Origin of the sequence: Paenibacillus azoreducens (assembly GCF_021654775.1) — a bacterium.
Lineage (GTDB): Bacteria > Bacillota > Bacilli > Paenibacillales > Paenibacillaceae > Paenibacillus_AQ > Paenibacillus_AQ azoreducens.
In genome coordinates this window covers 3,761,213-3,785,901 of the sequence record NZ_AP025343.1, presented here as the reverse complement: position 1 = coordinate 3,785,901, position 24,689 = coordinate 3,761,213, and the positions used below count along the sequence as shown (strand labels likewise).

Annotated in this window: 21 protein-coding genes, 2 pseudogenes and 1 other annotated feature; of the genes and pseudogenes, 20 read left to right on the top strand and 3 right to left on the bottom strand. The window is 46.4% G+C overall.

Going from position 1 to position 24,689, the window contains the following annotated elements; all coding sequences use genetic code 11:
- The first annotated feature begins 40 nt into the window (after positions 1–40).
- A complete protein-coding gene (locus L6442_RS16620; protein ID WP_212979285.1) occupies positions 41–1,513 on the top strand; it encodes an extracellular solute-binding protein in 1,473 nt (490 codons plus the stop codon).
- Positions 1,514–1,637: 124 nt separating this feature from the next.
- On the opposite strand, the gene L6442_RS16615 is transcribed toward L6442_RS16620, so the two are convergent.
- The gene (locus L6442_RS16615) at positions 1,638–2,105 is read right to left on the bottom strand and encodes a hypothetical protein (protein ID WP_212979284.1); all 468 of its coding nucleotides are present in this window, start codon (positions 2,103–2,105) and stop codon (positions 1,638–1,640) included.
- 556 nt (positions 2,106–2,661) lie between these two features.
- Between L6442_RS16615 and L6442_RS16610 the strand changes: the two genes are divergently transcribed.
- The 5 genes and pseudogenes from L6442_RS16610 to L6442_RS32980 form a co-directional block, all read left to right on the top strand.
- Positions 2,662–3,273 carry a TetR/AcrR family transcriptional regulator gene (locus L6442_RS16610; RefSeq protein WP_212979283.1) on the top strand — a complete coding sequence of 204 codons (612 nt, stop codon included), beginning with the start codon at positions 2,662–2,664 and terminating at the stop codon, positions 3,271–3,273.
- Positions 3,266–3,832 (top strand): hypothetical protein, encoded by a 567-nt coding sequence (locus L6442_RS16605; protein WP_212979282.1) that lies wholly within the window; start codon positions 3,266–3,268, stop codon positions 3,830–3,832. Before L6442_RS16610 ends, L6442_RS16605 begins: the two co-directional genes overlap by 8 nt.
- Positions 3,833–4,133: 301 nt before the next feature.
- Positions 4,134–5,159, top strand: coding sequence for an ATP-binding cassette domain-containing protein (locus L6442_RS16600; protein ID WP_237099948.1), 1,026 nt, complete (start codon positions 4,134–4,136; stop codon positions 5,157–5,159).
- The gene (locus L6442_RS16595; protein ID WP_212979281.1) at positions 5,156–5,971 is read left to right on the top strand and encodes an ABC transporter permease; all 816 of its coding nucleotides are present in this window, start codon (positions 5,156–5,158) and stop codon (positions 5,969–5,971) included. Before L6442_RS16600 ends, L6442_RS16595 begins: the two co-directional genes overlap by 4 nt.
- A 90-nt stretch (positions 5,972–6,061) precedes the next feature.
- A pseudogene (locus L6442_RS32980) lies at positions 6,062–6,175 on the top strand (sensor histidine kinase); the annotation flags it as partial.
- 161 nt (positions 6,176–6,336) lie between these two features.
- Here the strand turns inward: L6442_RS32980 and L6442_RS16590 are convergent.
- A complete protein-coding gene (locus L6442_RS16590) occupies positions 6,337–8,274 on the bottom strand; it encodes an N-acetylmuramoyl-L-alanine amidase (RefSeq protein ID WP_212979280.1) in 1,938 nt (645 codons plus the stop codon).
- 338 nt (positions 8,275–8,612) lie between these two features.
- Here L6442_RS16590 and L6442_RS16585 point away from each other — a divergent pair, with 338 nt between their 5' ends.
- The 5 genes from L6442_RS16585 (at position 8,613) to L6442_RS16565 (ending at position 13,295) form a co-directional block, all read left to right on the top strand.
- A complete protein-coding gene (locus L6442_RS16585) occupies positions 8,613–9,221 on the top strand; it encodes a histidine phosphatase family protein (RefSeq protein ID WP_212979279.1) in 609 nt (202 codons plus the stop codon).
- Positions 9,222–9,528: 307 nt separating this feature from the next.
- Complete coding sequence (locus L6442_RS16580) at positions 9,529–10,626, top strand: CHAP domain-containing protein (protein WP_237099947.1); 1,098 nt, start codon at positions 9,529–9,531, stop codon at positions 10,624–10,626.
- A 227-nt stretch (positions 10,627–10,853) separates the two neighbouring features.
- The gene (locus tag L6442_RS16575; protein ID WP_212979278.1) at positions 10,854–11,393 is read left to right on the top strand and encodes a sigma-70 family RNA polymerase sigma factor; all 540 of its coding nucleotides are present in this window, start codon (positions 10,854–10,856) and stop codon (positions 11,391–11,393) included.
- On the top strand, positions 11,380–12,447 hold the full coding sequence (locus tag L6442_RS16570; protein WP_212979277.1) for a DUF4179 domain-containing protein: 1,068 nt from the start codon (positions 11,380–11,382) through the stop codon (positions 12,445–12,447). Before L6442_RS16575 ends, L6442_RS16570 begins: the two co-directional genes overlap by 14 nt.
- A 236-nt stretch (positions 12,448–12,683) precedes the next feature.
- The gene (locus L6442_RS16565; RefSeq protein ID WP_212979276.1) at positions 12,684–13,295 is read left to right on the top strand and encodes a histidine phosphatase family protein; all 612 of its coding nucleotides are present in this window, start codon (positions 12,684–12,686) and stop codon (positions 13,293–13,295) included.
- A gap of 156 nt (positions 13,296–13,451) precedes the next feature.
- Here L6442_RS16565 and L6442_RS16560 read toward each other — a convergent pair whose 3' ends face one another.
- Positions 13,452–14,657 (bottom strand): COG4705 family protein, encoded by a 1,206-nt coding sequence (locus tag L6442_RS16560; protein ID WP_212979275.1) that lies wholly within the window; start codon positions 14,655–14,657, stop codon positions 13,452–13,454.
- A gap of 864 nt (positions 14,658–15,521) precedes the next feature.
- Here L6442_RS16560 and L6442_RS16555 point away from each other — a divergent pair.
- The 9 genes and pseudogenes from L6442_RS16555 (at position 15,522) to L6442_RS16515 (ending at position 24,625) form a co-directional block, all read left to right on the top strand.
- Positions 15,522–15,983 carry a VOC family protein gene (locus L6442_RS16555; protein ID WP_212979274.1) on the top strand — a complete coding sequence of 154 codons (462 nt, stop codon included), beginning with the start codon at positions 15,522–15,524 and terminating at the stop codon, positions 15,981–15,983.
- Positions 15,984–16,030: 47 nt separating this feature from the next.
- A complete protein-coding gene (locus L6442_RS16550) occupies positions 16,031–16,411 on the top strand; it encodes a VOC family protein (RefSeq protein ID WP_194231431.1) in 381 nt (126 codons plus the stop codon).
- Positions 16,412–16,524: 113 nt separating this feature from the next.
- Positions 16,525–16,761 (top strand) — a binding site (T-box leader).
- Between the two features lie 166 nt (positions 16,762–16,927).
- The gene (locus L6442_RS16545; protein WP_212979273.1) at positions 16,928–17,473 is read left to right on the top strand and encodes a GNAT family N-acetyltransferase; all 546 of its coding nucleotides are present in this window, start codon (positions 16,928–16,930) and stop codon (positions 17,471–17,473) included.
- 277 nt (positions 17,474–17,750) lie between these two features.
- A pseudogene (locus L6442_RS16540) lies at positions 17,751–18,962 on the top strand (acyl-CoA dehydrogenase family protein).
- Between the two features lie 58 nt (positions 18,963–19,020).
- Entirely contained in the window at positions 19,021–19,797 is a 777-nt protein-coding gene (locus tag L6442_RS16535; RefSeq protein ID WP_212979272.1) for an SDR family oxidoreductase, read from the top strand.
- An 85-nt stretch (positions 19,798–19,882) separates the two neighbouring features.
- Complete coding sequence (locus L6442_RS16530; protein WP_212979271.1) at positions 19,883–20,968, top strand: phosphotransferase family protein; 1,086 nt, start codon at positions 19,883–19,885, stop codon at positions 20,966–20,968.
- Between the two features lie 58 nt (positions 20,969–21,026).
- Positions 21,027–22,700: a long-chain fatty acid--CoA ligase gene (locus L6442_RS16525; RefSeq protein ID WP_212979270.1), complete on the top strand. Its 1,674-nt coding sequence runs from the start codon at positions 21,027–21,029 to the stop codon at positions 22,698–22,700.
- Positions 22,701–22,762: 62 nt separating this feature from the next.
- Positions 22,763–23,341: a TetR/AcrR family transcriptional regulator gene (locus L6442_RS16520; protein ID WP_212979269.1), complete on the top strand. Its 579-nt coding sequence runs from the start codon at positions 22,763–22,765 to the stop codon at positions 23,339–23,341.
- Positions 23,342–23,584: 243 nt separating this feature from the next.
- Positions 23,585–24,625, top strand: a complete 1,041-nt coding sequence (locus L6442_RS16515; RefSeq protein ID WP_212979268.1) for an alpha/beta fold hydrolase — start codon at positions 23,585–23,587, stop codon at positions 24,623–24,625.
- The last annotated feature ends 64 nt before the right edge of the window (positions 24,626–24,689 follow it).

Here is a 24,689-nt window from a genome sequence, read left to right as displayed (position 1 = left end):
ATGCAATGGTGTGGGACAAAAAAAGAGCGGAGGAATGTTCATGCAACGGAAAAAGGTCTGGGTTACGATCATTGCAATGACGCTGGTTTTATCGCTTCTTGGCTGTAATAACACGAAGTCGGAACAAGGCGCGAATGGCAGCGAGGGGGGCGGCAAGCAGCTGCGCCAGCTGATGCAGTTCGACCGCTTCGAACCGAATGGCGATCCGGTCGCTTTGTACTTGAAGGAGAAGACGGGGTATTCGGTCAAATATGAGATGCTCCCAGCGGAAAATGCGGACGAAAAGTTAAATCTGCTCATGGCCAACAAGGAGCCATATGATGTCATGAAACTAGGTTCTGCGCAGTATTATCAGCTTGTATCATCCGGCGCGCTGGAACCGCTTGATGATCTGATCGAGAAGTACGGAACCAACATGAAGCAGGTTATTAGCCCGGATTCCTGGAATGGCGCCCGATATGAAGGCAAAATCTATGCGATTCCGGAAACCGGAAGCGGCGCAACGTCATCAAATGCCCTTGTGGTTCGTCAGGATTGGCTGGATGAACTGGGCCTTAAGATGCCGACGAATCTGGATGAGCTGGTCACGGTGCTGCGGGCATTCAAAGAGAAGAAAAATGTCATTCCGCTGACGGGAGGCAAAGTTCCGGTACACTCGGACATCGCCAGTGTCTTTGGCTTGACGACGCCTTGGCTGGAGCGGGACGGGAAGATCATTCACTCCGTTGAGGCCCCGGAAATGAAGGAATACCTGACATTCATGAATACACTATACAAAGAAGGTCTCATTGATTCGGAATGGGGCATTAATACGGCAGACAAATCGATCGAAAAGATGGCCAGCGGCAAGGCCGCCATGTACAGTCCGGGATGGTGGATAGCTCCCAATTTGGAGAATGCGCTTGCGAAGAACTTCCCGGACGCAAAGCTTGCGATCGTGCCGGTGCTGAAGGACAAATCGGGTAAGGCGCGCGTTGGCTCGCCTGGCAATACCATCAATTATTACATTGCGATTCCGAAGTTCTCGAAGAACAAGGAAGAGGCAATGAAGTGGCTCGACATGAAGTTCGACAAGGATATTTTCAAGGGTATTTCCATCGGTGAGGAAGGCGTGCATCATAAGTTCGAAAATGGTGCCTACACGCCAATCATGCCGAAATTCGCTGATGAGCGTACAAATGCAAGTGCCTTCTTAACGGGCGTGGACGAGAAGAACTATCCGACATACTGGCAGGCGAGACTAAAGAAGAACCCGTTCGTGGAGAGCTACTTCAACACATTCCAGAAAAATGCGGAGGGTCTCATTGAAACAGATCCACTTGGCTCCGCACCTCCTTTGCCGGAGATATCGAAAAATGTGCAAAAGCTGAACAAATACGAAGAAGACACATTCATCAACTTCATCAGCGGAACGGAGCCGCTCGACAATTATGACCAGTTTCTTGCAGAATGGCGCGCACAAGGGGGAGCGGATATGGTGAAGGCGGCTAATGATTGGTACGCCAATCGTTAGGACGATGAGCATAAAATGGATTTTCCGTCTTTCAACTTATTTCTGTATCCTTTGAAACATAGGTATAGTGTCGGCGTACCTTCGTTCGATATTTGATGTCGACGGCTCATGACCTGGAATGGCCCTAAAATAATTCGAAACGCTGAAGGGTTAACAAGCCGCAAAGCAAATTAAGCAGCGGGGCGCTTATGACAACTAATGTTTGTTTTTTGTTAAGCTCAACAGGATTAAATACAAGCGGAAGCAGCCATTTCAGCGAGATGAGGAGCCAGACGGCTTGGAAGATGCCAAGGATCAAGAGCTTCATGCCGTTTTGCCGGGCCGATTCCGGTGCCAGCTCGGATGTAAATGCCAAAATTCCAGTCGTACGAGCGCTTTCAAAGGAAATAAGGAGTATAACGAGTAAAATACCAAGGGTCGAGAAAATCTTAATCAGATCTCGGCGGGCATCTTTGCCTTTTATAAGTTCAGAAAACTTAGCATCGTGAAAACCGATCAGAAAGAAGACAAAACCGACGACAATGAATACTCCCATGGAGAAGGAAAGAATCAGGTTTACGGCCATATTCAATAATTGCAGCAAGAGTAACATTTCTTTTTCCGCCTTAGATTAATGTTGATAATTACCATCTTAATGGAAAATAAGACCCGAGTCACGGAAAAAATGACCTGATTGCAGTAAACGGCAGAATTATTAGGGAATGGCTCTTTTATGCGATCGATACTTTTATTGTATAAGTTAAGCCGTTAGTCTTTTACAAGTCGAGAAGACAGCCTGGAACATTCCAGGCTGTCTTCTATCTGGTACTATAAATCATATGCTGCCTGAGGGAGAAGGACATAGGTGATTAAAAGTCCGCTTAAATAGTGGGCTTTTTATATTTTGTGGATATAAGTTCTATCGATGGGACGGCAGTTCTCAGATTCGAATTATAGTGGCAGCAACATCATTTCCGCGATGTGACAAAACTGAAGTTTCGGTCATCGCCAAAATGGGCCGGGCATCTGCCGCTGCAATACGTCCTCGAAGTCACGTCGTTTGTGCACCTAGAGCGAGCAGGGAGGAGACCGAATTTTTTTTACAATATAAACGTATTGCAAAAATCTCCTTTTTACAATATGATCATATTATAAAAAGGAGGGGGAATATGCCAAAGAAAGTGGACCACACAGAGAGGAAGGAACAGATCGCAGCTGCGGTCTGGCGCGTTATATTAAAACACGGAATCGATAAAACATCCATCCAGCAAATTGCCGAGGAAGCGAACATCTCGGTCGGACTTGTACAACATCATTTCGTGGCAAAGGATGAATTGATTTATTATGCGATGAAATTAGTATTGGACCGGATGGGGGAACGAGCCAGGGCTCGTACGAGCGCTTTCACAGGTTCGAATGAAGAAGCAGTGAGAAGGCTAATGAGGTTCATTATCCCGATGAACAATGAAGAAGTAATGGAGGCGAAGGTTTGGCTCTCTTTCCTGGGCAAATCTTTCAGTAATCCTGAACTCCATACATTGCAACAGGAGATGGATAACTATACAAGGCATTTGATGGGGATGATTCTATCTCTAATGGAGGAGCTAGGTTATCTGACAGCGGAAAGCAATAGGGAATTTGAATTAGAGCTTCTCTACGGCTTCCTTGATGGATTGGTCATTCACGTTCTTCAGTCGCCAGAACACTATTCTGAAGACAGGGTGGATCAACTTATTGATTATTATTTAGCGACAAAAAAAGGGGCGGGATCGCATGCCTAAAATCGCTATTATTGTTCTTGGGATCGTTATTATATTGATCATCCGACAGCTAATCCCTAAGAAAATCGATAGTTTCGATCTTCTTGGAATGCCTATAATGGCCTTAATCAGAACATGGATAGGGCTTCCAGATGGATTTGATACTGTTGTAGCGCTGGAATTCATTTGTTTGCTGGCTTTGGGAACGGCGGTCGGATATTTTCAGGCTAGAAAAACGAGGGTTTTCCGTCGTGAGCGAGACAATCAATTATGTTCGGTTGGTGGGTATGCCTACATTGTCGGTTGGGTTGTTATGCTTTTGGGAAGAGTGATCATATTGTTTGGATTTCATTTTGCTGGGTTAACTGCGGCGTTTCATGAGGGGAACGAACAGTTTATTAATGAGATCATTCGTATTTTATCTCAAGCGGGAGATTGGCTGGTATGGTCAGCAATCCTTGCGTCTTCCATCATATATACCGCTACTTTATATAAGAAATATCCCGATATCAAGGGTTTTGTTCATCAGCGAATCAAACAGATAATACATGACACAAATCGAAGAGGCGACTGGAGATGAAGAAGAATCGATGAATCGATGACATAGGAACAAAATGCCGTTTGAGAAACTCAACTAACGGAGATTTACACAAAATCGACAGATGAAGGCTGTCAATCCCGTTCATATTCAGTTCATAAAAGTGTTTTATCATCCTCTACGTAAACAGTTAACAAAAGAGAAGCATGCAGGGGCGATTGTTGTGGTCTGCAGAGAGGTGACATGGATAAATCAGTCCCAAGACGGAGAACATTTTCCGGCGCGGGCCCATGTTAGAAATAGCGAATGACCATTACAGTAATACGGAGAGGGAGGGTTTTCAATGAAAAATATGAACGGAATTGAAATGAATACGGCGAGTGCTGAATGGGCAGTTGAAGCGCGGGGGCTCGTCAAAAATTTTGGGGATAATCGTGCGGTGGATGGCGTGGATTTGAACGTGCGTGCAGGCACGATTTACGGCGTGCTTGGTCCGAATGGGGCAGGCAAAACGACCACGATTCGCATGTTGGCAACCTTACTGCGGGCGGATGCAGGTACGACGCGCATTTTCGGGTATGATGCGGCGAAGGAGCCCAATATCGTACGCCAGCTGATCGGAGTGACCGGTCAATACGCTTCGGTGGATGAGTCGCTTAGCGCTACCGAGAATCTGGTTATTTTCTCCCGTCTCCTGGGCCTCAGCCGTGCAGAAGCGAAGCGCAAAGCAGAAGAATTGCTGGAGGAATTCAGCTTGACGGAAGCCGCGAAGCGCCCGCTCAAAAACTTCTCCGGCGGTATGCGCCGCCGGCTGGATTTGGCGGCAAGCCTCATTGCGCAGCCGCCGCTGATCTTCTTGGACGAACCTACCACCGGACTGGATCCACGGACCCGTAACCAAATGTGGGATACGATCCGGCGCTTGGTTAAGACGGGATCGACCGTGCTGCTAACGACGCAGTACCTGCAGGAGGCGGATGAACTGGCGGACCGGATCGCGGTAATCGACCGCGGCCGGGTAGTCGCGGAGGGAACCGTGAATGAACTTAAAGCGTCCGTGGGCACATCTTCCCTGCACTTGAGCATCCAAAATCCGCAAGACATTCAAGATGCCCGCCGGACGGTCGAGCGGGTGCTCCAAGTCCAATCTGCGGTATCGCCGGAAGGCGGTCGGATTACCGCTCCGATGGCAGATGCCGACCGGGTTACGGATCTGCTTATCGCTCTTCGCGAGGCGGGAATCCCGCTGGCTGAGATGAGCGTACAAAAACCGACCCTTGACGAGGTCTTCCTGACCATTACCGGTCATGGGGTTCAAGGGGACGAATCCAAAGCTCACTTCCATGAAGCGAAGGAGGTAAGAGTATGAACACCAATACCATGACGAAGATTGCCAATCGTAAACTCCGCAGCAGAACGAGCTTCAGCCAATCGGTCCGCAACTCTTTAACGATGGCTTACCGCGGCCTGCTGAAAATTCGGCGCACACCTGAACAGCTGTTTGACGTTACGCTTCAGCCGATCATTTTCACTTTAATGTTTACCTATATTTTCGGCGGGGCGATTTCCGGAAACGTGCAAAATTATTTGCCGATCATCATTCCGGGGATTCTTGTCCAGACGGTCATTACAACCTCCATTGTTACCGGCGTTCAGCTTCGCGAGGATATGGATAAAGGAGTATTCGACCGGTTCAAATCACTGCCAATCGCTCGCATTGCTCCGCTTGCGGGAGCTTTGTTGGCAGATACGATCCGGTATACGATTGCGACGGTCCTGACTTTTACGATGGGATACGTTATGGGTTATCGGCCTGAGGGGGGGCTGGGCTACGTCGCCCTTGCCGCACTGCTAGTTATTGCGTGCTCGTGGGCAATGAGCTGGATCTTCGCCTTCTTTGGCGTCATTGCGCGTACGGCTTCAAGCGTACAGGGCATTTCGATGATCGTGCTGTTCCCGCTCACGTTCCTCTCCAATGCTTTTGTACCGGCGGAGACCCTGCCTAACTGGCTCCAATGGTTTTCGAAAATCAATCCGATTTCGCATCTCGTTACTGCCGTCAGGGATCTCGCCAACTCCGGCACCGCAGGTTGGGATTTAGGAATCTCCCTAATCGGGGCCGCTGTGATTGTGGCAGTGTTTGCACCTATCACCGTGCGTGCATATATGCGCCGGACATAATGAATCATCGGCAGATGCAGATAAACAACCTGTTGAGATAATGGGTGTTAAAGAACAGAGCCAGGGAAGGTTTATAAAACGTTATCGCGAACCCGCAAACACGGCGGCGTGGGGCCCGGGCTGTCGATTGCCAGTCCGATCATCGAAGTCCATGGCGGGTCGATCGAGGTAGAAAGCCGCAAAGGAGTCGGCTCCGTTTTCTAAGTCATCCTGCCGGCTGAAGGAACTGCTCTCAAGCTTCCGCCAACATAAAGGATAAAGGATACATCTTGGCACGAACAGAGAGTTGGAATCGGATCAGCGAAAAAAGAGGCTATCCCAAAAGGGACAGCCTCTGCACGTTATGGGATAGCCTGATACGTAGTTCAGTCATCATTTTCTTCTGCATTCACCGACGGCTTTCGTACCTTCTCGACATCAGAGGCTTTCACAAAGGCAAAACGGTGATTGAAATATATTCGGTAGAACTCTTCTTTGCCCTTGACCAGCTTATTGGTCGCATAAGGGTCATTCGTGAATACCGGAGCATAATAATAATCGCTTTTGTCTTTGTCCACGGCAACGTACGACTGTCCTTGCGAGATGGTGTACTGCAGTGGAACCAGCACATTAGGCGTGATTTCGGCAGGATATGCGGCGGCTTCCGGATAAGCTGCCCCATAAACCGGAATGGAAGCTGCGCCGGCTTTCGGAGTGATCAAGGTTCCCTTGCCTGCAACCGTATTTTTTCCTTTCGGGTTATAGAACCAAACTTTCTGTCCTCCGAACCAGATCGCAGTCCAATCCCCCTGCTTGTCGGCAAGCGAGAAGGTTTGCCCTACGGTAGCCTTGGCTCCTACGCTGAACCCGTCTTTCTTGTTCTGTGAGACAAGGGCGGGATCATCAATCAGCTCAGCGTTAAAGTCGGGCTCTTTATATAAGTAAAGGAAGTTAGACGGCTGAGAAGGCGCATCATTGATTTCCGGCTGATTGGTCTTAAAATCAGGTTTGATTGTCACAATGCCTTTGATACCATGCTTGGAGCGGATCGGCGATCCAACCAAATCCATGTAGTGCTCCCAATCCCAGAAAGGGCCGGGATCCTGATGCATAACACTTTGACGTGCAGGAGTTAAACCCGGTACTTCATTATGACCGATAATATGGGCCCGATCGAGCGGAATATCGTATTTCTCCCCTAAATATCGAACTAATGCAGCAGAAGAGCGGTAAAGTCTCTCGGTAAACCAAGTCGCTCCCTCCATAGCAAAGCCCTCATGCTCTACGCCAATGGAATGCATATTGAAATACCAGTTGCCTGCATGCCATGGTACATCCTTATTTTTGACCATTTGCGTGATCTGGCCGTCGGACGAACGGATAACATAGTGCGCGCTGACATTCGAATTTGGATTGGTAAATATATTAAGCGTATCCTGATAAGTTTCTTCGGTATCATGAATGACGATATAGCGGATAGCAGGACCAAATTTGGGACGGTCGGCAAGATCATAATTGGAATAATCCGACGGGTCATCCCCGTTCTGCTGATAGGCTGCTGGAACAAAATTGCAATGGAGATTGCGAGGGCACTCGGCGGTATCGGGTTTCGTTGGACGGAGATGAAGCGTTTGAACGGTATCAAGGTTAGGCTTTACCTCCTTGGATGGAAGATTGAGCGTCTGTCCATCCGTAGTTTGCCGCGACATTCCCTGCTGAATCGTATCAAATACATTATTGGCAAACTTCAGGGCGGCCCCCGAATCTTGAGAACCGCTGTATTTGGCTACGGCACCATACCAATCGGATTCCGATTCCGGCACTTTGCCGAGGGTTTCCTGCGCGTATTTCGCCAGCAATGCGGCTCCGCCCCGAATATTGCTCACAGGATCCCGCTTCAGTATGTCCAGATCGACATCCAATAGCTGCGCTGCCTCAGACAGTGTATGAAGGCTCGGATCATTCGACAAAGCCGATGTGTAATCTTCGTCGTCGGTTCCCTTATGGTCTTCGTTATCCTGCTGCGGCAATTCAGTCAAATGCATGATACCGTATCCGCCTGAAGTACTGGGTTGGCCATTATGATGTTCCCATCTGGAAAGATTGTAGGAAACGGACATCAGAATGCTCACAGGTACCCCAAACTCCTGAGCAGCGGATTCGAAGGCTTCTTGCAGCGAATTCGTCTTGACTTGCTCTGCATAGACAGAAGGTGAGACCTTGAATGAAGCAGGCAGTCCGGGTGTGAACCCAGCAACCGCCAATGAGGCGACTGTGAGCGCGAGCGACAGCTTCTTCCATTGGATTGTTCGCAGTAATTTCAATAAATTCCCTCCCCGGAAATAATATGAAGACTCCGATTAACTTCAAATGACTAACGGTCTTCTGCTGTTTTAGACTATCCCCTCAATCACCACACTTTCCATAAAATGGTCCTGCATCTCTATTATATTATTTTAAAATATAAATTCCAATAAAATTTAAAATTCTGAAATATTATTTCGGAATGTACACTTCCGCTCATTCGGGACTGTAACGAGTAATAGAGGTCATTGAGATGAATTGAATACTGATTTGGGATAAGATGTATTTAAAAGATTTAGGATGGCTCACCAAGCAAGAATTTAGGCAGTTATATTTATTTTGGGGCGGGGGTACTAACTTGGAACAGGTAATATATTTACTAAGGCATGGGGAAACAGAATTGAATACCCAGGGAAGATATCAAGGAGAACTTGACTCATCGTTAACCGCAGAAGGAATTGAACAAGTTAAAAATAATTCAAGGTTGTTAAAGCTGTTAATTAATGATCCCAATGAGTGGGAGATTATTTCAAGTCCATTAGGCAGGGCAGAGCAAAGCGCGAAAATAATATGCGAAGCAATTGGATATGATTGGAAAAAGGTGACTACTGATGATCGATTAAGAGAAGTTTCCGTGGGTGACTGGGCGGGTTTAACGATAAAGGAAATTGGAGATTCTTGGCCAGAACTTATTAAAAATACAGATAACTATAACTGGTATTTCAATTCTCCAAACGGAGAGAGTTATGACTCTGTAGTAGAAAGAGTATCAGATTGGCTAGAGAGTATTAAAAATAAAGAAAAGGTCATTGCTGTGTCTCACGGACTTACAGGGCGGGTATTAAGGGGAGTCTACAAAAATTTAGAAAAAGATCAAGCATTGAAGTTAGAAGTATCTCAGAACACTTTCTTTAAATTGAGCGGTCAAAATATACAAAGGTATTGTTTGGAATTTGATGAATTTTAAATTGAACTAAATTGAACTAAAACAACTCGGATATTTTAATCTGATCATTGATTGCCACAAGTCAAATAGCATTAATCTTTTTGAAATTAAAAAACTGCAATGCCTAGAGCATTGCAGTTTTATTTGTTTGTATGTACATTTTCATCATATCTTAATACAACTAGGGTGTCCTCGTCATCCATAATATTATTATAATCGCTAGAAAATTATAAGTCTATATTTTCTCCAGTATTTTCCGTAAATTATTGGGTATCTAACGTCTATGTATGTCAAACCAATAAACTTGGAATCACAGGGGAGGTAAGTCATGATTTGTTTTAGAAATATGGAGTATTGTGTGACTTCACGGATCGAAAGTATTCGAGTACTTGTTAATGAAATGCTACAAACAATGGACAGCTCAGTTGAAAAATCAAATGCCTGTGTTTATCTTTACGGGGTATCAACTTTTGCATCGATGCTTGCTATGAAGAGAGGACAAAATTCAGAACTCGCTGCAATCGCGGGATTGCTTCACCATTATTATTTCTATAAAACCGGAATTGCTGAATTTCCTGGTCCCAACAGTTCAGAGGCGGTGAGGCCATTAATAAGAGATATCAAGATTTTTTCGAATGAAGAGCGGATGATCATCCTTCAGGCAATATTTTATCAGGATGACAGAAAGCAAATTCATGGACCGTATGAAGAAATCATTAAGGATGCCATTGTGCTTCAGATGTTCTTTCAGACTACTGGCAGTCAAACATACCATTTAGATGCACACAGACTTCAAAATGTGTTAGACGAATTGGCAATTCCATGTGAATTTGAAGTGTCAAGAATAGATAAAGCATCGATACCCGAAGATACTGGCGATAGACGTCGTAAATTGGCCGATATATCGGAAGCGCTCGCGGGGAAAAACATTATCGGTATACCGGGAGACGAGCAGTATCGGGAAATCTGCATGTATTGGCCAGATACCGGTATATATAAAATACTCAGAGGCAGCTGGTGCGCAGCATTTGTCTACCACTGTTGCAGACAAGCCGGAATTTTATTGCCAATTCGATATCCGAATGGCATCTATCGATTTGCTGGAGTTGGCGCATGGTTAGAGTGGGCCCGGCTACCTGAAACGGGATTTTTCCATATTGATGGGCAGGAAGGCTTTTCGCCGCAGCGAGGTGACATCGTCATCTATGAAAAGCTTTTATCCGAAAACTCTCATGATCATATCGGGATTATACTAGCTTGTGATGAAAAGGAAATTTTAGTTGCAGAAGGTAACCGAGACAATATGAACTACTCTAGTGTGTTTCGCAGAAAGCGGTATCATTGCATTCTTGGATATATCCGCATAGACAATGATTACCAATTTAACTTTAATGGTTACTTACAATCCGATTTTTTAGTTGAGTGAAGCCGCTTAAAAAACAAAGGGCCAATGCGTATAACGTATGGCACTAAATATGTCCGAGGACAAGAACGGATATACATGAGAAGTCGCCTGATTGGCGGCTTTTTTCGGGTGACAAATTGAGTTTCAGAAAATTTTTAAATTCGTTTAAAACCTTTGGGCCCCCTCATGTATCTAAAAAGCGGCTGATTTACTATGACACCTGAATACGGTTAAAGGAGCAGAGAAGAGTGAATGTAAAACAAGAGGTGAAAAAAGCAAAGAAGGGGGATCATGAAGCATTTATCCGGCTTGTACTTGAGATCAAGCTGAAGATGTACGGGCTGGCTTTTTCGATTCTCGGCAGAGACGAAGATTGTGCGGATGCCATACAGGAGACGATTCTCAAGGCGTACAAATCGCTGCATACGCTGAGAAAGCCGGAGTTTTTTAATACCTGGATATTCCGTATTTTAATAAACGAATGTCATCAGGTGTTAAGAAATAAAAAACGATTGGTCCCAGTGGACAATTTGGATGAAATAGATAAACCGAGACCACCAACCGATTACGATGCAGTCGATATACGGGATGCTGTTGAGCAGCTTGAGGAGCAGCAGCAAATTGTCATTCAGCTATTTTATTTTCAGGATATGCCATTGCTGGCTGTAGCTGAACTGCTCGGAATAACGGAAAATGCAGTCAAAGGGCGACTGTTCAGGGCACGCCGGCAGCTGCTTCAAATACTGGGCGATACCCCGGAAAGGAAGGTAGCGCATGAATCTAAATGATATTGAAATGAAGTTGTTGGATCGCCGTGCATCAGTTCCGGACGAGCTACCGGAGATTGTAAATGAGCGGATGGCTGAGGCATTTCGTGAATTGCCGTCCTTAACCGTTAAAAGGAAAAGCAAGTGGATGTATATTTATGGCTCGGCTGCCGCCGTTTTAGTGCTTTGCTTAGCTCTGTTGGGTTCAGCGTTTGTTTCGCCGGCAATGGCCAAATCGCTAAAGGGGATTCCTTTCTTCCAGGATCTGTTTGAACTAACCCATTACATCGGTTTGCAAACCGCCGACGAGAAAGGCATGATGGATGAGCCCAATGTGAGCGTAACTCATCATGGGGTAACGCTGCGGATACCTAAGCTCGTTTATTCAGGATCAAACATTTATTTTGTGCTGGAACAGGATACCATAGACCATCAATTTAACAATCGAAACTACAGTGTCGGAGGTAAGGTCAACGGGGAGAGTGTCGATATGACCATATCCCAGGGGACGATGAAAAATTGGGGACGTACAGGCACTCCTGCGGCAGCAGTAGTGACAATCAGCCATTCCGATTATAGCTCCAAGGATGGTACTCCCTACCGCTTCCCGAATGAATTTATGCTGAATCTTAAGATTACCCTGGTAGGGATGGAGAAAGATACGTTTGTTTTTGATATCCCCGTCAAGAAAAATGAAACGGCGACAAAGGTCGTGACATCGGACGATCCGCCAAAGGAATGGAAAGATTTCAAAATCTCTCTCGGAAGGATTGAAATCACGCCCGTCATGACCCGGCTGACCATGAATGAGGATTACAGCAAGCGGGATATCACTAAACAGAGGGACAGGCTGTGGTATATACTTGAGGATCAGGACGGCAATCAGGTAGATTCCACCAGGGGCGCATTTGGACGCGGCATTCCCGGTACGACAATGGTTGCAATGAATATGGATATGGACCCGTTTGAGCGGATGCCGAAGAAAATCAAGATCATTCCATACTTTTATTCTAGTGAAACCGATAAGATAACGATTATACCAGAATTGATCTTTACGGTACCAGTCAACCAATAATGAGGATACTGCAATCCGGCAAATCGTATTCGACAAAAGGGGTACGTTATAGAGTAAGAGCATATATGTATAAAAAGTCGCCCAATTGGCGGCTTTTTTTGCAGGCAGACGAGGCCCTTTCTCACCAAAAAGGAAGGATCGTGAGAATAACTTGGAGAATTCATTTTAAGGGGATACGACTCTGTTTTATGCATATGGAAGTAATAAATCAAAATATTTCTGGAGGTAGAAGATAAATGTCAATTTATTTTATTAGGCATGGTATAGATGATGAAGGCTTTAGAGGTGGTTGGAGTCAACGGGGGCTTGTAGTTGAGGGTTTTAGACAATCGGAGAAGCTTGGCCGTTATCTCAAGGAAAACCAAACCGACTTTAACATAACTCGAATCATTAGTAGCGATTTGCAACGCGCTATAGATACATCAAACGAGATAGCCAGAGAGATTGACTTGCCTGTTGAAAGCAGCGACTGTTGGAGAGAAACCAACAACGGCGTAATAGCTGGGATGCCTCACGAAATAGTAAATGAACGCTATCCAGGTCTATATTTCTCGGCCTTACAGATGGATGAAAGATACCCTGGGGGAGAAAGCCCGCTTGAGTTTTTCACGCGAATAAGTGAGACGTTTTCGAAATTATGTAAAGAGCAGGAAAGTGCACATCATGCTGAAAATGTAATTGTCGTAACTCATGGTGGGGTAATAAATGTCATATACCATACCTTAAAAGGTTTGATGTGGACAAATAAAAGCATCAAATTTCCGGCTTCATATACTAGTATACATAAAATTGAGTATCAAGATGGTAAATGGGGTTTTGCATTTGAAAATCTTGTTCCACACATATAGAGCGATTTAACGGGAGCGGTTCATAAGCAGTTTGGATAGGGTATTGAGATCCGTAACGGAAAAGTTAGTTTAATCGTTTGATTGCAAAAATAAATGAACCCGCAAGATGGACACTTTGAAAAAAGCGAACTTCTTGCGGGTTTTGTGTTTTCATTCTTATTTATTCGACCCGTTTAAGATACTGAGCGAATCGTTAAGTGCAGATTTACTTTGGTTAGCATCAGGGTTTCCTGAACGAATTGATGCTAATACCACGTCAATCGTTCCATCAATTTGGGTCCATGTTTTGCCGTCTATTTTCCTAAGTTTAGGCTCAGATGTGTCCCATTGATGTTCCAAATTGTCAGCGCCTTTTTTGGCCGAAGCAAAATCATTTGAGTTTACGTCGTTTAGCATATCACTTTCAATTTTAACGAAATCTGTTAAATGACCAGCTAATGTAGCTTGCGTTGAATCGCTCTGTGCCGCGATATTATTGTTTAGCCCAACATAACCGCCTATACCAGTAACTAAGAAAATACACAGTGCAACAACGGTTTGCATCAAAACATTTTTCTTGCTTCCATTTGCCTGGTTTGTTTCCGCGGTTTCGCTTTTCGCCGTTGCATCAAATTTTGTAACAGCAAGATAAACAATGATCGCTAAAATAGTTATAAGAAAGATGACACTCGTTACTGTTGTCCCCAAACCTAACGCGCCATTATTTGTTGGTTGAGATAGGTAATCCCCTAATGATGCTCCGAGCGGACGTGTAAGAATGTAAGCAATCCAAAACGCTAATATCCCATCCAGTTTCAAGAATTTATATGCCAAGAATACGCAAGCTATTATAATAACGACTGTTATTCCTGTAAGAAGATAACCTAGACCGAGTTGTTCGGAAAATAAATCGCCGACGGCTGTTCCAAGCGCAAATGTGAAAAGAATGGTGAGCCAATAGAAAACTTCTCTTTTTCTCGTATAAATCGAGTGTATCGAGAGTGTTTTTTCACTGAGATACCAAAAAAGAAAAGTTAATCCTAGTAACGCGGAGAAAACTATTGTACTAGTCTCAAGGGGTATGCCGACATTGTCTGTCAAATTATCAGTTACCAACGTCCCAAATACGCTTATAAGCACAACCGTTAGCCAATAGATGCCTGGAACATATTTGTTTGCTCTAAACTGAAAAAACAATACAAGGAAAAACGCAATTCCCATGATGATTGTCGTGAGAGTCAAACCAAATCCGAGATTGAAATTGAGGAAATCGGCAAATGTTTCTCCTACAGTTGTGCATAAAACCTTAATGATCCAGAAAAAAATAGTAACTTCAGGTACTTTGCTAAGTAAAATTTTCAATTTGTCTTGGTTCGCTTCCATACATATTTTCCTTTCTTTGCAGTTGTTTTCCACAACCTTATTTCTCTCCCAATCTATAAAACATATCTGTTTTTTTAAGCGTTTTAGTGAGAATAAAACAACAGTAATATAGTAAGATTAAAATCACATTAGAAGGATACTGAAAAAGTTGAACTTTCAAGTAAAAATTTCATTAGGCTTTTATCTATAAAATCGGAATCCGCTTCATGTTGACCAATGCCGGCGCAATGCCCCCAATCCAATCGATGTGGAGGAAGTGCGCATTTGGCATAATTTGTGTCTTAAATTAAATCGTATGCTATAAAAATAACTCATCATAATATATGTTATGTTAACTACGAGTAACTACGGAAAATAAAGCGCCGTTCGCTGGCAGTCTGATTTGACGGACATTCATCCATGCCGCCATTGATCGCGCACGTGAGCTTGGCGCAAAATCGCTCTTTTTGGGCAGTAGCACCAAGCTGCCGAACGCCGTTTATCTATACGAATCGGTTGGGTTCAAGCACGTTCCGGTCGAGCAGATCGGGCCAATGCCGTATGTAAGAGCAGATGTGTTTATGGAGTTGGAACTATAAAATGAACACAGAAAAAAAATCGACACAACGTTCCAGTTATAAATAGAGTAAAGCAGCTTAATAAAGCGGCGGCGTCTGGTTCATAGAAAGCGATTAAAATGAAAGAAGTTCATTCTAGTCAGGTGGAACTTCTTTTTTTGTTCTGATGGCTGTGTTGCGTGTATCCTAGGTGGTATTCCAACTATTTTAGTGTCGTCTCAAAAAAATCTTTTTGAATATGTTTGGTTTTTGCTGAAATAATCGTTTCTTAATATGTAAGGAAACAATTAATGAAAGGATGATTGAGATGTCGGGAATTCAAGGAAATGCTTTAAAGGCAGTTTGTTCGGTTTACGTGCCGGTTAGAAATCCGTTGAAGTCGGCGCAATGGTGGCAGCGTAATTTTGGATTAGAGTACGCGGTGCCATATAATGCAGCAGAGGATCAAGCTATATTGAAGTTATCTGATGGCCAATGGCTGCACTTGGTAGAAACGGTAGGGGCAATTGATAATCAATTCCCCAATAAAGCTGGTTATGAAATGTTCAGGCTAACTTTTGAAGTGAGGCAGATCGAGGTATTGCATGACCATCTGAAAAAAAATGATGTGAGAATCGAAGAACTTCAGGATCGCGATAGTTGTGGAATCAACTTTGTATTTTACGATCCGGATGGTAATAAATTTGACGTAAACGAATGCGTAAATGTGCATCGAACATCCGAGGAAGTGCATAAAGTAAAGGCTCATTTATTCAATCTTGTCAGATAAGGTAAACAAGAAGTGTTTGAATTCATAACCTAGAAGGAGTGAGCAGAATGAATAATGACTTTCTAACAAAATTAGAACACATGCAGATTCCAGTCCAAGATCTAAATGAATCAATCAATTGGTACGTATCGAACCTCGGTTTCCAATTAACAGGTAAGTCAGAAGAACATCATCATGCATTTTTAACATTAGAAGAAGGTCCAATGTTGATGTTATGGGAGACCAAAGAAGATACAAATGCAAATTTCATATTTAATGGGCAGACAATGCCGGTTTTGCTCTATAACACAAAGCAAGTACATAAATTACACGATCACTTGAAATCAATTGGAGTAGAAATTACCTTTTTTCAAAATGAAGGATTTGGATGGGTTCTAAAATTCCTTGACCCGAATGGGAACATGTGGGGAGTAATTCAATTAAGTTAAAAACAGCTGATTTTAAAGGTTGGGTTAGCGCGATTAATAAAATTCCTGTAGTTCATGAATTCATGCTTGACAGAGGTTCCAGCTTGAATATAGAATTAATGAAACTTTTGGAAGGAAATGCGGCGAAGAGGATACTCAGATCCAGATATGCTGTACAGAGAACTGCTGGTTGGTGTGAAGCAGTCGGCATCGGATTTCGAGAGGTCACCTCTGAGCAGGTCTGTCGAAATATGTACGCAGACACGGAGTCCAACCGTTATTGTGGAGCGTCATTGCTGGATGGCGACTAAGCGGGTGTTGCTATTAAACACCAATTAGGGTGGTATCGCGGATCAAACTCCGTCCCTTACGGGATGGAGTTTTTTGTATTTTTTTAAGATTATAGAATTTATAAATTTTCAGCGAAGCTGAACAATTCTATAATCGCAAGAAAAACATCCGCTAAATGCGGTCTGTCTTCCTAGAAAGTACGTCGATAGACGTTTTTCTTATTTTCATTTAAATGGGGGTAAAGTTATGTACAATGCAGAAAAAAGAACGATAACGACTGAAAGACTGACGTTAAGACCTTTTGAATTATCCGATGCGGATCGTGTATGTGAGTTCTGCAACAACTATAATATCTACAAAAGCACGTTAACTCTGCCTTATCCATATCCTTTGGAATCTGCAATATCATGGATTCGAACACATGAAGATAATTTTAACAATAATGAATCATATGAGTTTGCCATAACGGATAAATATACAAATGAGCTGTATGGAGCCATCGGACTCACAAATAACAAAATACATAGAAATGGCGAACTTGGATATTGGATCGGTGAGGAATATTGGGGTAACGGATTTGCAACAGAAGCAGCAAAAGCTGTTATTGAGTTTGCTTTTTCAGAAAAGCACTACCACAAAGTATATGCGAGATATTTTGCCTCAAATCCCGGTTCCGGACGAGTAATGGAAAAATGCGGCATGGTGAAGGAAGGTCTTTTACTACAGCATATTTATAAGGAAAATAAATTTGAAGACCTTATTTATTATGGAATCGTGAACACTGAAGTGTAGCATTATGCCGTTCGCTTTATACTGTGTTTAGAAGATAGATACCGTATCGCTTGCTTATTCTCCGCACTTCCCAACAGGAAGTGCTTTTTTCATATTACCATCATTCCAATTCTCCATCCTTTCCATAAATCGCATTTGCACAAGTAACACGTCCCTCCAAAGAATCACACACTAAAGCCCAACGGGAATATGGAATATTTTGGGGTTTGATTTAGTAAGTATATAACATTTCAGCATACTATCCGGTCAGTATGTTCCGGTTGAAGGGGGAATATCAGTGCATTTTGATTATTCGGCAAAGGTGAAGTCGCTGCAGCGCTCGTTACTGGAATTCATGGATGAGGTAGTGTATCCAAACGAGAAAACGTATGAAGAACAGCTTCAACAGGCCGACAGCAGGTGGACGGTGCCGCCGGTTATGGAGGATATGAAGCTGCAGGCCAAGCAGGCCGGGCTCTGGAATCTGTTTTTGCCGGACAGGGAGTATGGAGCGGGGCTGACGAATCTCGAATATGCTCCGCTATGCGAGATTATGGGGCGCTCGCTTATCGCGCCGGAGGTGTTTAATTGTTCGGCGCCGGATACGGGCAATATGGAGGTGCTTGTCCGATATGGAACCCGAGAGCAGAAGGATCAGTGGCTCCTGCCGCTGCTCGAGGGGAGCATCCGTTCATGCTTCTCCATGACCGAACCGGATGTCGCTTCCTCGGATGCGACGAATATCGAGGCAACGATCAAGCGTGAGGGAGATGAGTATGTCGTAACAGGACGCAAATGGTGGTCTTCGGGTGCAGGCGATCCGCGCTGCAAGGTGGCGATCGTGATGGGGAAGACGGATCCGGATGCGCCGCGCCATGAGCAGCAGTCCATGATACTGGTTCCATTGGACGCGCCCGGGGTTCGGGTCCGCCGTATGCTTCCCGTGTTCGGTTATGATCATGCGCCGCATGGTCATGCGGAGATCGAATATGACCACGTTCGCTTGCCGGCTGACTCCATCCTATGGGAAGCGGGCAAAGGCTTCGCCATTGCGCAAGGGCGGCTCGGCCCCGGGCGTATTCATCATTGCATGCGCCTGATCGGTGCGGCGGAGCGGGCGCTTGAGCAATTATGCAAGCGCGTGAGAAAGCGTACGGCGTTCGGCAAGACACTTGCCCAGCAAGGGGCCGTTCAGGATTGGATCGCCGGGTCGCGAATTGAGATCGAACAAGCGCGGCTGCTGACGCTGTAGGCGGCTTATATGATGGACACAGTAGGGAACAAGGCCGCCAAGGCGGAAATTGCGATGATTAAGGTCGTCGCTCCCAATATGGCGCTGCGGGTGCTTGATCGGGCCATTCAAGCATTTGGCGCCGCAGGCGTGAGCGAAGACTTTCCGCTAGCCGCACATTGGGCCAACGCAAGAACGCTGCGCCTGGCGGACGGACCGGACGAAGTGCATCAAGCTGCCATCGCCAAGCTGGAGCTTCGTAAATACGACGATAAATGAAAGCGATTGCGATCCTTATATAATGGATTTCTGCCATCCGATTAAGGGGGAGATAGGAATGAATGTCAGGCAATTATTTGACCTAACGGGCAAGACTGCAATCGTCACCGGCGGCGGGCGGGGGCTTGGGGCGCAAATCGCGCAAGGCCTGGCCGAGGCGGGGGCTAATCTGGTCCTGTGTTCGAGGAAAGTGGAAACATGCCGTGAGACGGCCGTCCGCATCGAGCAGGATACGGGCGTAACATGCCATGCGATGGCTTGCGATGTCAGAAATCCGGATGATGTACGGCGGGTGGTTGAAGAATCCGTGGAGAGCTATGGCCGCATCGATATTTTAGTCAATAACAGCGGGGCCTCATGGGGAGCGCCCGCCGTCGAGATGCCCTTCGAAGCATGGAACAAAGTCATCGATATTAACGTGACGGGTACTTTTCTCATGTCGCAGGCGGTCGGCCGGATGATGATCAAGCAGGGCGGAGGCAAGATCATCAACATTGCTTCCGTGGCGGGGCTCAGCGGAACCGATCCGCATATGCTGGATGCCGTCGGCTACAACACGAGTAAAGGAGCGATCATTGCGTTGACCAAAGATCTGGCCGCCAAATGGGGCAAGCATCAGATTCGCGTCAATGCAATTGCGCCCGGATTTTTCCCGACTAAGATGACCCGGGATGTCATCCATCATGGGGGCGAGCAAATCCTCCGCCGTACTTCGCTTGGTCGGCTCGGTTCGGAAAGTGATCTCAAGGGAAGTGCCGTATTTCTGGCGTCGGACGCTTCGAATTACATCACCGGAGTCATTCTGCCCGTAGATGGAGGTATGTCAGCGACGTAGCGCCCAAGGCAAAGCCAACAAAGAATCATTATGCCGGGATCAAAGGGGAATAGAATTGGTACGGAAAAAGGGGGATTTTAAAACGATGTCCAAACAAAAGTCAGTTCTTAAGGATACGATTCCCGTGCGTCAGGGCGAAGAGGTGAATTTGAACGCGCTTGATGTATATATACGGGATCACCTCGATATTCCGGACGGTGGTCCGATTCAGATCGAACAGTTCGCGGCAGGACATTCAAACTTGACCTACTTGATTCGCTCCGGAGAGTGGGAGGCAGTTGTCCGACGGCCACCGCTTGGTCCTGTGGCGCTGAAGGCGCATAATATGGAGCGCGAGTACACGCTTCTTAAACAGCTCCATCCATTATTCCCGCTTGCGCCACGTCCATATTTATACTGTGGGGATCCTTCGGTTATCGGCAGCCCGTTTTTTGTGATGGAGAGACGGCATGGAATCACTCTAGACCGGGATTTCCCCCCGCAGGTGGAATATACGCCCGCGCTGGGCAGGGAGATTTCCGGCACGATGGTGTCCACACTCGCCAAGCTTCATGAAGTGCCCTATGAAGAGGCGAACCTGCAGTCGATCAGCCAACCGGAAGGTTTTATGCGCCGTCAGGTCCAAGGCTGGGTCGAACGCTATGAACGCGCGAAGACGGAGGAGATTCCGGAAGCGGAACGGCTTCAGAGGTGGTTGATCGATACGCTGCCCGTTTCGCCAGCCCCGACCGTCATCCATTATGATTTCAAGCTGAATAATGTGATGTTCTCCCGCAGCCATCCAAGCGAGGTAACCGGCGTGTTCGACTGGGAGATGGCAACGGTCGGCGATCCGATGGCCGATGTCGGCGCGGCGCTGAGCTATTGGTTCGAACCGGATGATCCGCCGGAGCTGCTGCGCGGACTGGGGCATTCGCCATTGACGGTGAAGCCGGGCTTCATGACGAGGGAGGAATTTCTGCAAGCTTACGCGGCAAGGAGCGGACGCGATATGTCCGGTATTTCGTATTATTTGACGTTTGCTTATTTCAAGCTTGCCGTTATATGTCAGCAGATCTATTACCGCTATAAAAAAGGACAGACGGACGATGAGCGGTTTGCCCGCTTCAACGACACCGTCCGGGCGCTGATTACGCATGCTTGGCGGCAGACGGAACGAGGCCAGTTCTAAGCGCTGACTGTACAGTTTCAAGCTTTTAACCATTCGTAACCTTGAGGAGGAGATTCAGTTGACACGTTCCCATTTTGCGTTTTGGCCTGCACGCATGCCGGTTACGCTCACGGTGCCGGATACGACGCTGAGCGACAATCTTGAGGTAACCGCCCGCCGGTACCCGGACCGGACGGCGATCATTTATTATGATCAGATCATCACCTACCGGATGTTGATAGATGAAGTGAACCGTATGGCCGCTTATTTAATGCATCTGGGCGTTAATAAAGGCGACCGCGTGCTTATCTATATGCAAAACAGTCCGCAATTCATCATATCCTACTATGCCATTTTGCGGTGCGGCGGCATTGTTGTGCCGATCAATCCGATGAATCTGACGGAAGAGCTTTTCTTCTATATCAAAGACGGCAGCATCAGGATCGGCCTAGTCAGCCAGGAACTGTATCCGCGCATCGAGCCGCTGCTGGCAACGAGCTGTCTTGAACGCATCATCCTCGCCGCTTATTCTGACTATTGCGTTAATCCAGGCATGGATGCCCCGGACTTCGTCAAGGCTCCACGGTTGGAAGCGGGTTCTCCTCAAGTCATCCCGTGGATGGAAGCGATGCAGACAGCCGCCGAAACGCTGCCCTTCCCGGAGACGGCAGGAAGTGATCTCGCGGTGCTCCCGTATACATCCGGGACAACCGGCGAACCAAAAGGCTGCATGCATACCCATAAGTCGGTGCAGGCGAATGTGGTTTCGGCGGCATTGTGGGGAGAACTGACGACGGAATCGATCGTGCTGTCCACGCTTCCCTTGTTTCATGTGACCGGTATGGTTCACGGCATGCACGCGCCGATTTATATGGGAGCTGCCATCGTCATGATGACGCGGTGGGACCGCCTTACAGCAGCTCGATTCATCGAAACCCGCAAGTGTACACATTGGACGGGAATCAGCACGATGGTTGTTGATTTTCTCTCCAATCCCCAGCTTTCGCAATATGATCTGAGTTCGCTTATCGTCATTAACGGAGGCGGGGCCGGTCTGCCGGAAGCGGTCGGTGAGAAGCTCTATCAGGCCACCGGCCTCCGGTTCGTAGAAGGTTACGGTTTGTCGGAAACGATGGCGCAGACGCATTTTAATCCGCTCGATCGCCCGAAGCTGCAATGTCTCGGTGTTCCGTCCTTTGACGTAGACGCACGTATTATTGACCCGATAACGTTGGAAGAGAAGGGGCCCCGCGAAGAAGGGGAAATCATGGTGAACGGCCCGCAATTATTTCAAGGCTACTGGAACAACCCGTCAGAGACAAAAAATGCCTTTGTCGAGATAGACGGCAAACCATTTTTTCGCTCCGGAGATATCGGCTATTGCGACGAAGAAGGCTACTTCTTTTACGTCGAGCGGCTGAAACGCATGATTAACGCTTCCGGATTCAAAGTGTGGCCAAATGAAGTGGAGTCGATTTTGTATAAGAATCCGGCGATTAAAGAAGTCTGCGTGATCGGGGTGCCAGACAAGAGGAAAGGCGAAGAAATCAAAGCATACGTCGTCCTGCAGGAAGACAAGCGCGGCTCGGTAGAGGCGGATGACATTATTCGCTGGGCGCAGCAGCATATGGCTGCCTATAAATATCCGCGCTTGGTTGAAATCGTCGCATCGCTCCCGATGACCGGCAGCGGCAAAATATTATGGCGCAAGCTTCAGGAAGAGGCCAGGAAACAAGCGAACCGGGAAGACTAGAGGGCTTGCCCTTGAATCGTGCCCGGAATTGCTAGAAGGAGAGATTATACTTGGAGCCGTTCATGAAAGAGAAGATAATGAAGCACAGCATAACACTATTTGAATCGAAAGGGTTTAGCGAAGCCTCTATCCGGGACATTGTCAACACGCTGGGCGTGACCAAGGGGACCTTCTATTATTACTTTTCGAGTAAAGAAGAACTGTTGACGCAAATTCAACTGCAGTATATTGATTACATGCTGGAGGAACAGCAGCGCATCATCGAGCAGCCGGATCGAACCTGGAAGGAAAAGTTGTCCGGGATCATCCTTATGACCATTCAGGCAATCGAAGGCCGGGGAAGCAGCGCGCGCATCTTTTTCCGAGAACTTCTTCATATTTCGGGTGATAGTCTTGCTGCGATCAAACAGAAGCGGGACCGTTTCCGGTTAAATGTACAGTCTGTCATCGAACAGGGAATAGAGAGCGGTGAATTTCGGGATGATCTGCCGCCTGAAATGGTAGCATTCAGCGTCCTAGGGGCCTGCAACTGGTGCTATACCTGGTTCAAGAAGGGCGGATCGTTGTCCGATACCGAGGTGGCGGCTGTCTATACAGAGATGTTCCTAAATGGGATAAACACAATTGGAAACAAGTGCTAGATAGAAGAGTAAAGCCGGAGGGAGAAAAAAGATCTCCTTGCGGCTCTTTTTGTAGTTCATTTTGAAGATCGTAACAAGGCGGGGAAAAACGAAATCGACTTTCGCCTCATTTCTGCGCCGTATGCCGTATCGTACCCGAAATAGCCTTTAAGCCGAGACCGTTGGTTGACGTTTAATACAATTGTATTATATTATTTTATAGTACATTCGTATTAAATAAAACATAGGAGAGGAAAAAGCTGTATGAACACGGACACGACGACAGTAACTGTACAAGCAAGAAAAAGAAAAAGGGGCTTATGGAAGAGAGTTGTTCTTATCGCTTTAGCTCTGGTGTTGCTACTCATCGGGGCAGGGTTTGCCTATGAAGCGATTGCTTCCGAGGCGGGAAAGCGGGATTATCCAATGCCGGGAAAGCTGGTAGATGCGGGAGGATATAAGCTGCATCTCAATCAACAGGGCAAGGGCTCCATCACGATTGTGCTTGAAGCGGGCAGCGGCGAGACGAGTCTGTCCTGGAAGGACATCCCGGAACAGCTGGCTCCATATGCTAAAGTCGTCAGCTACGACCGTGCTGGTTATGCCTGGAGCGAAAAGGCGGATACAGAAAGAACCGGCGCCAACATTGTCCGCGAGCTTCACACGGCTTTGCACAAAGAGGGACTTCGTGGGCCATACCTCTTCGTGGGCCATTCCTTGGGTGGAACGTACTCAAGGTTGTTCGCCCAAACTTATAGGGATGAAGTAGCGGGGTTGGTGCTTGTTGACGCTCGTCCGGAAAATGACGAGAAGGACGCCGCTCCGATTACTGCTCGAGAGAAGTTTACGAAAAAGCCGCCGGCGGCAGAGTTGACGCTGCTGAAACAATCGGGAGTGCTTCGGCTTTTTCAGAACTTTTTACTGGAAGGTTTGGTTCCGAAGGAGGAACGAAGCCGTTTTTTGAACATCGTTGCGACGCCTGGTTATTTTGAAGAGGCCGAAAATGAAGGGAAGTTAGTATATACGTCGGAGGATGCCATCCGTGGGCAAAACTTGGGGAATCTTCCTGTACGGGTCATTGCACGAGGATTGCCGCAGGATTACGCCGCATTCGGTTTTTCCAAAGAGGGAGGCGAAAAATTGGAAGAAATATGGCAGAACGGTCAACGGAATATGCTGGGCATTTCGAGCAAGAGCAAGTTAATCGTAGCGGAGAAAAGCGGCCATATGGTCATGGAAGATCAGCCTGAGCTTGTGACGAAGGTGATCCTTGATCTTTTGCAAGATATAACAACACCTAGATAATTGTCTCTACCCGCAAACTAGGGAATTGCATCGTAAACGCGCAGTGAAGATTATACAAGATCAA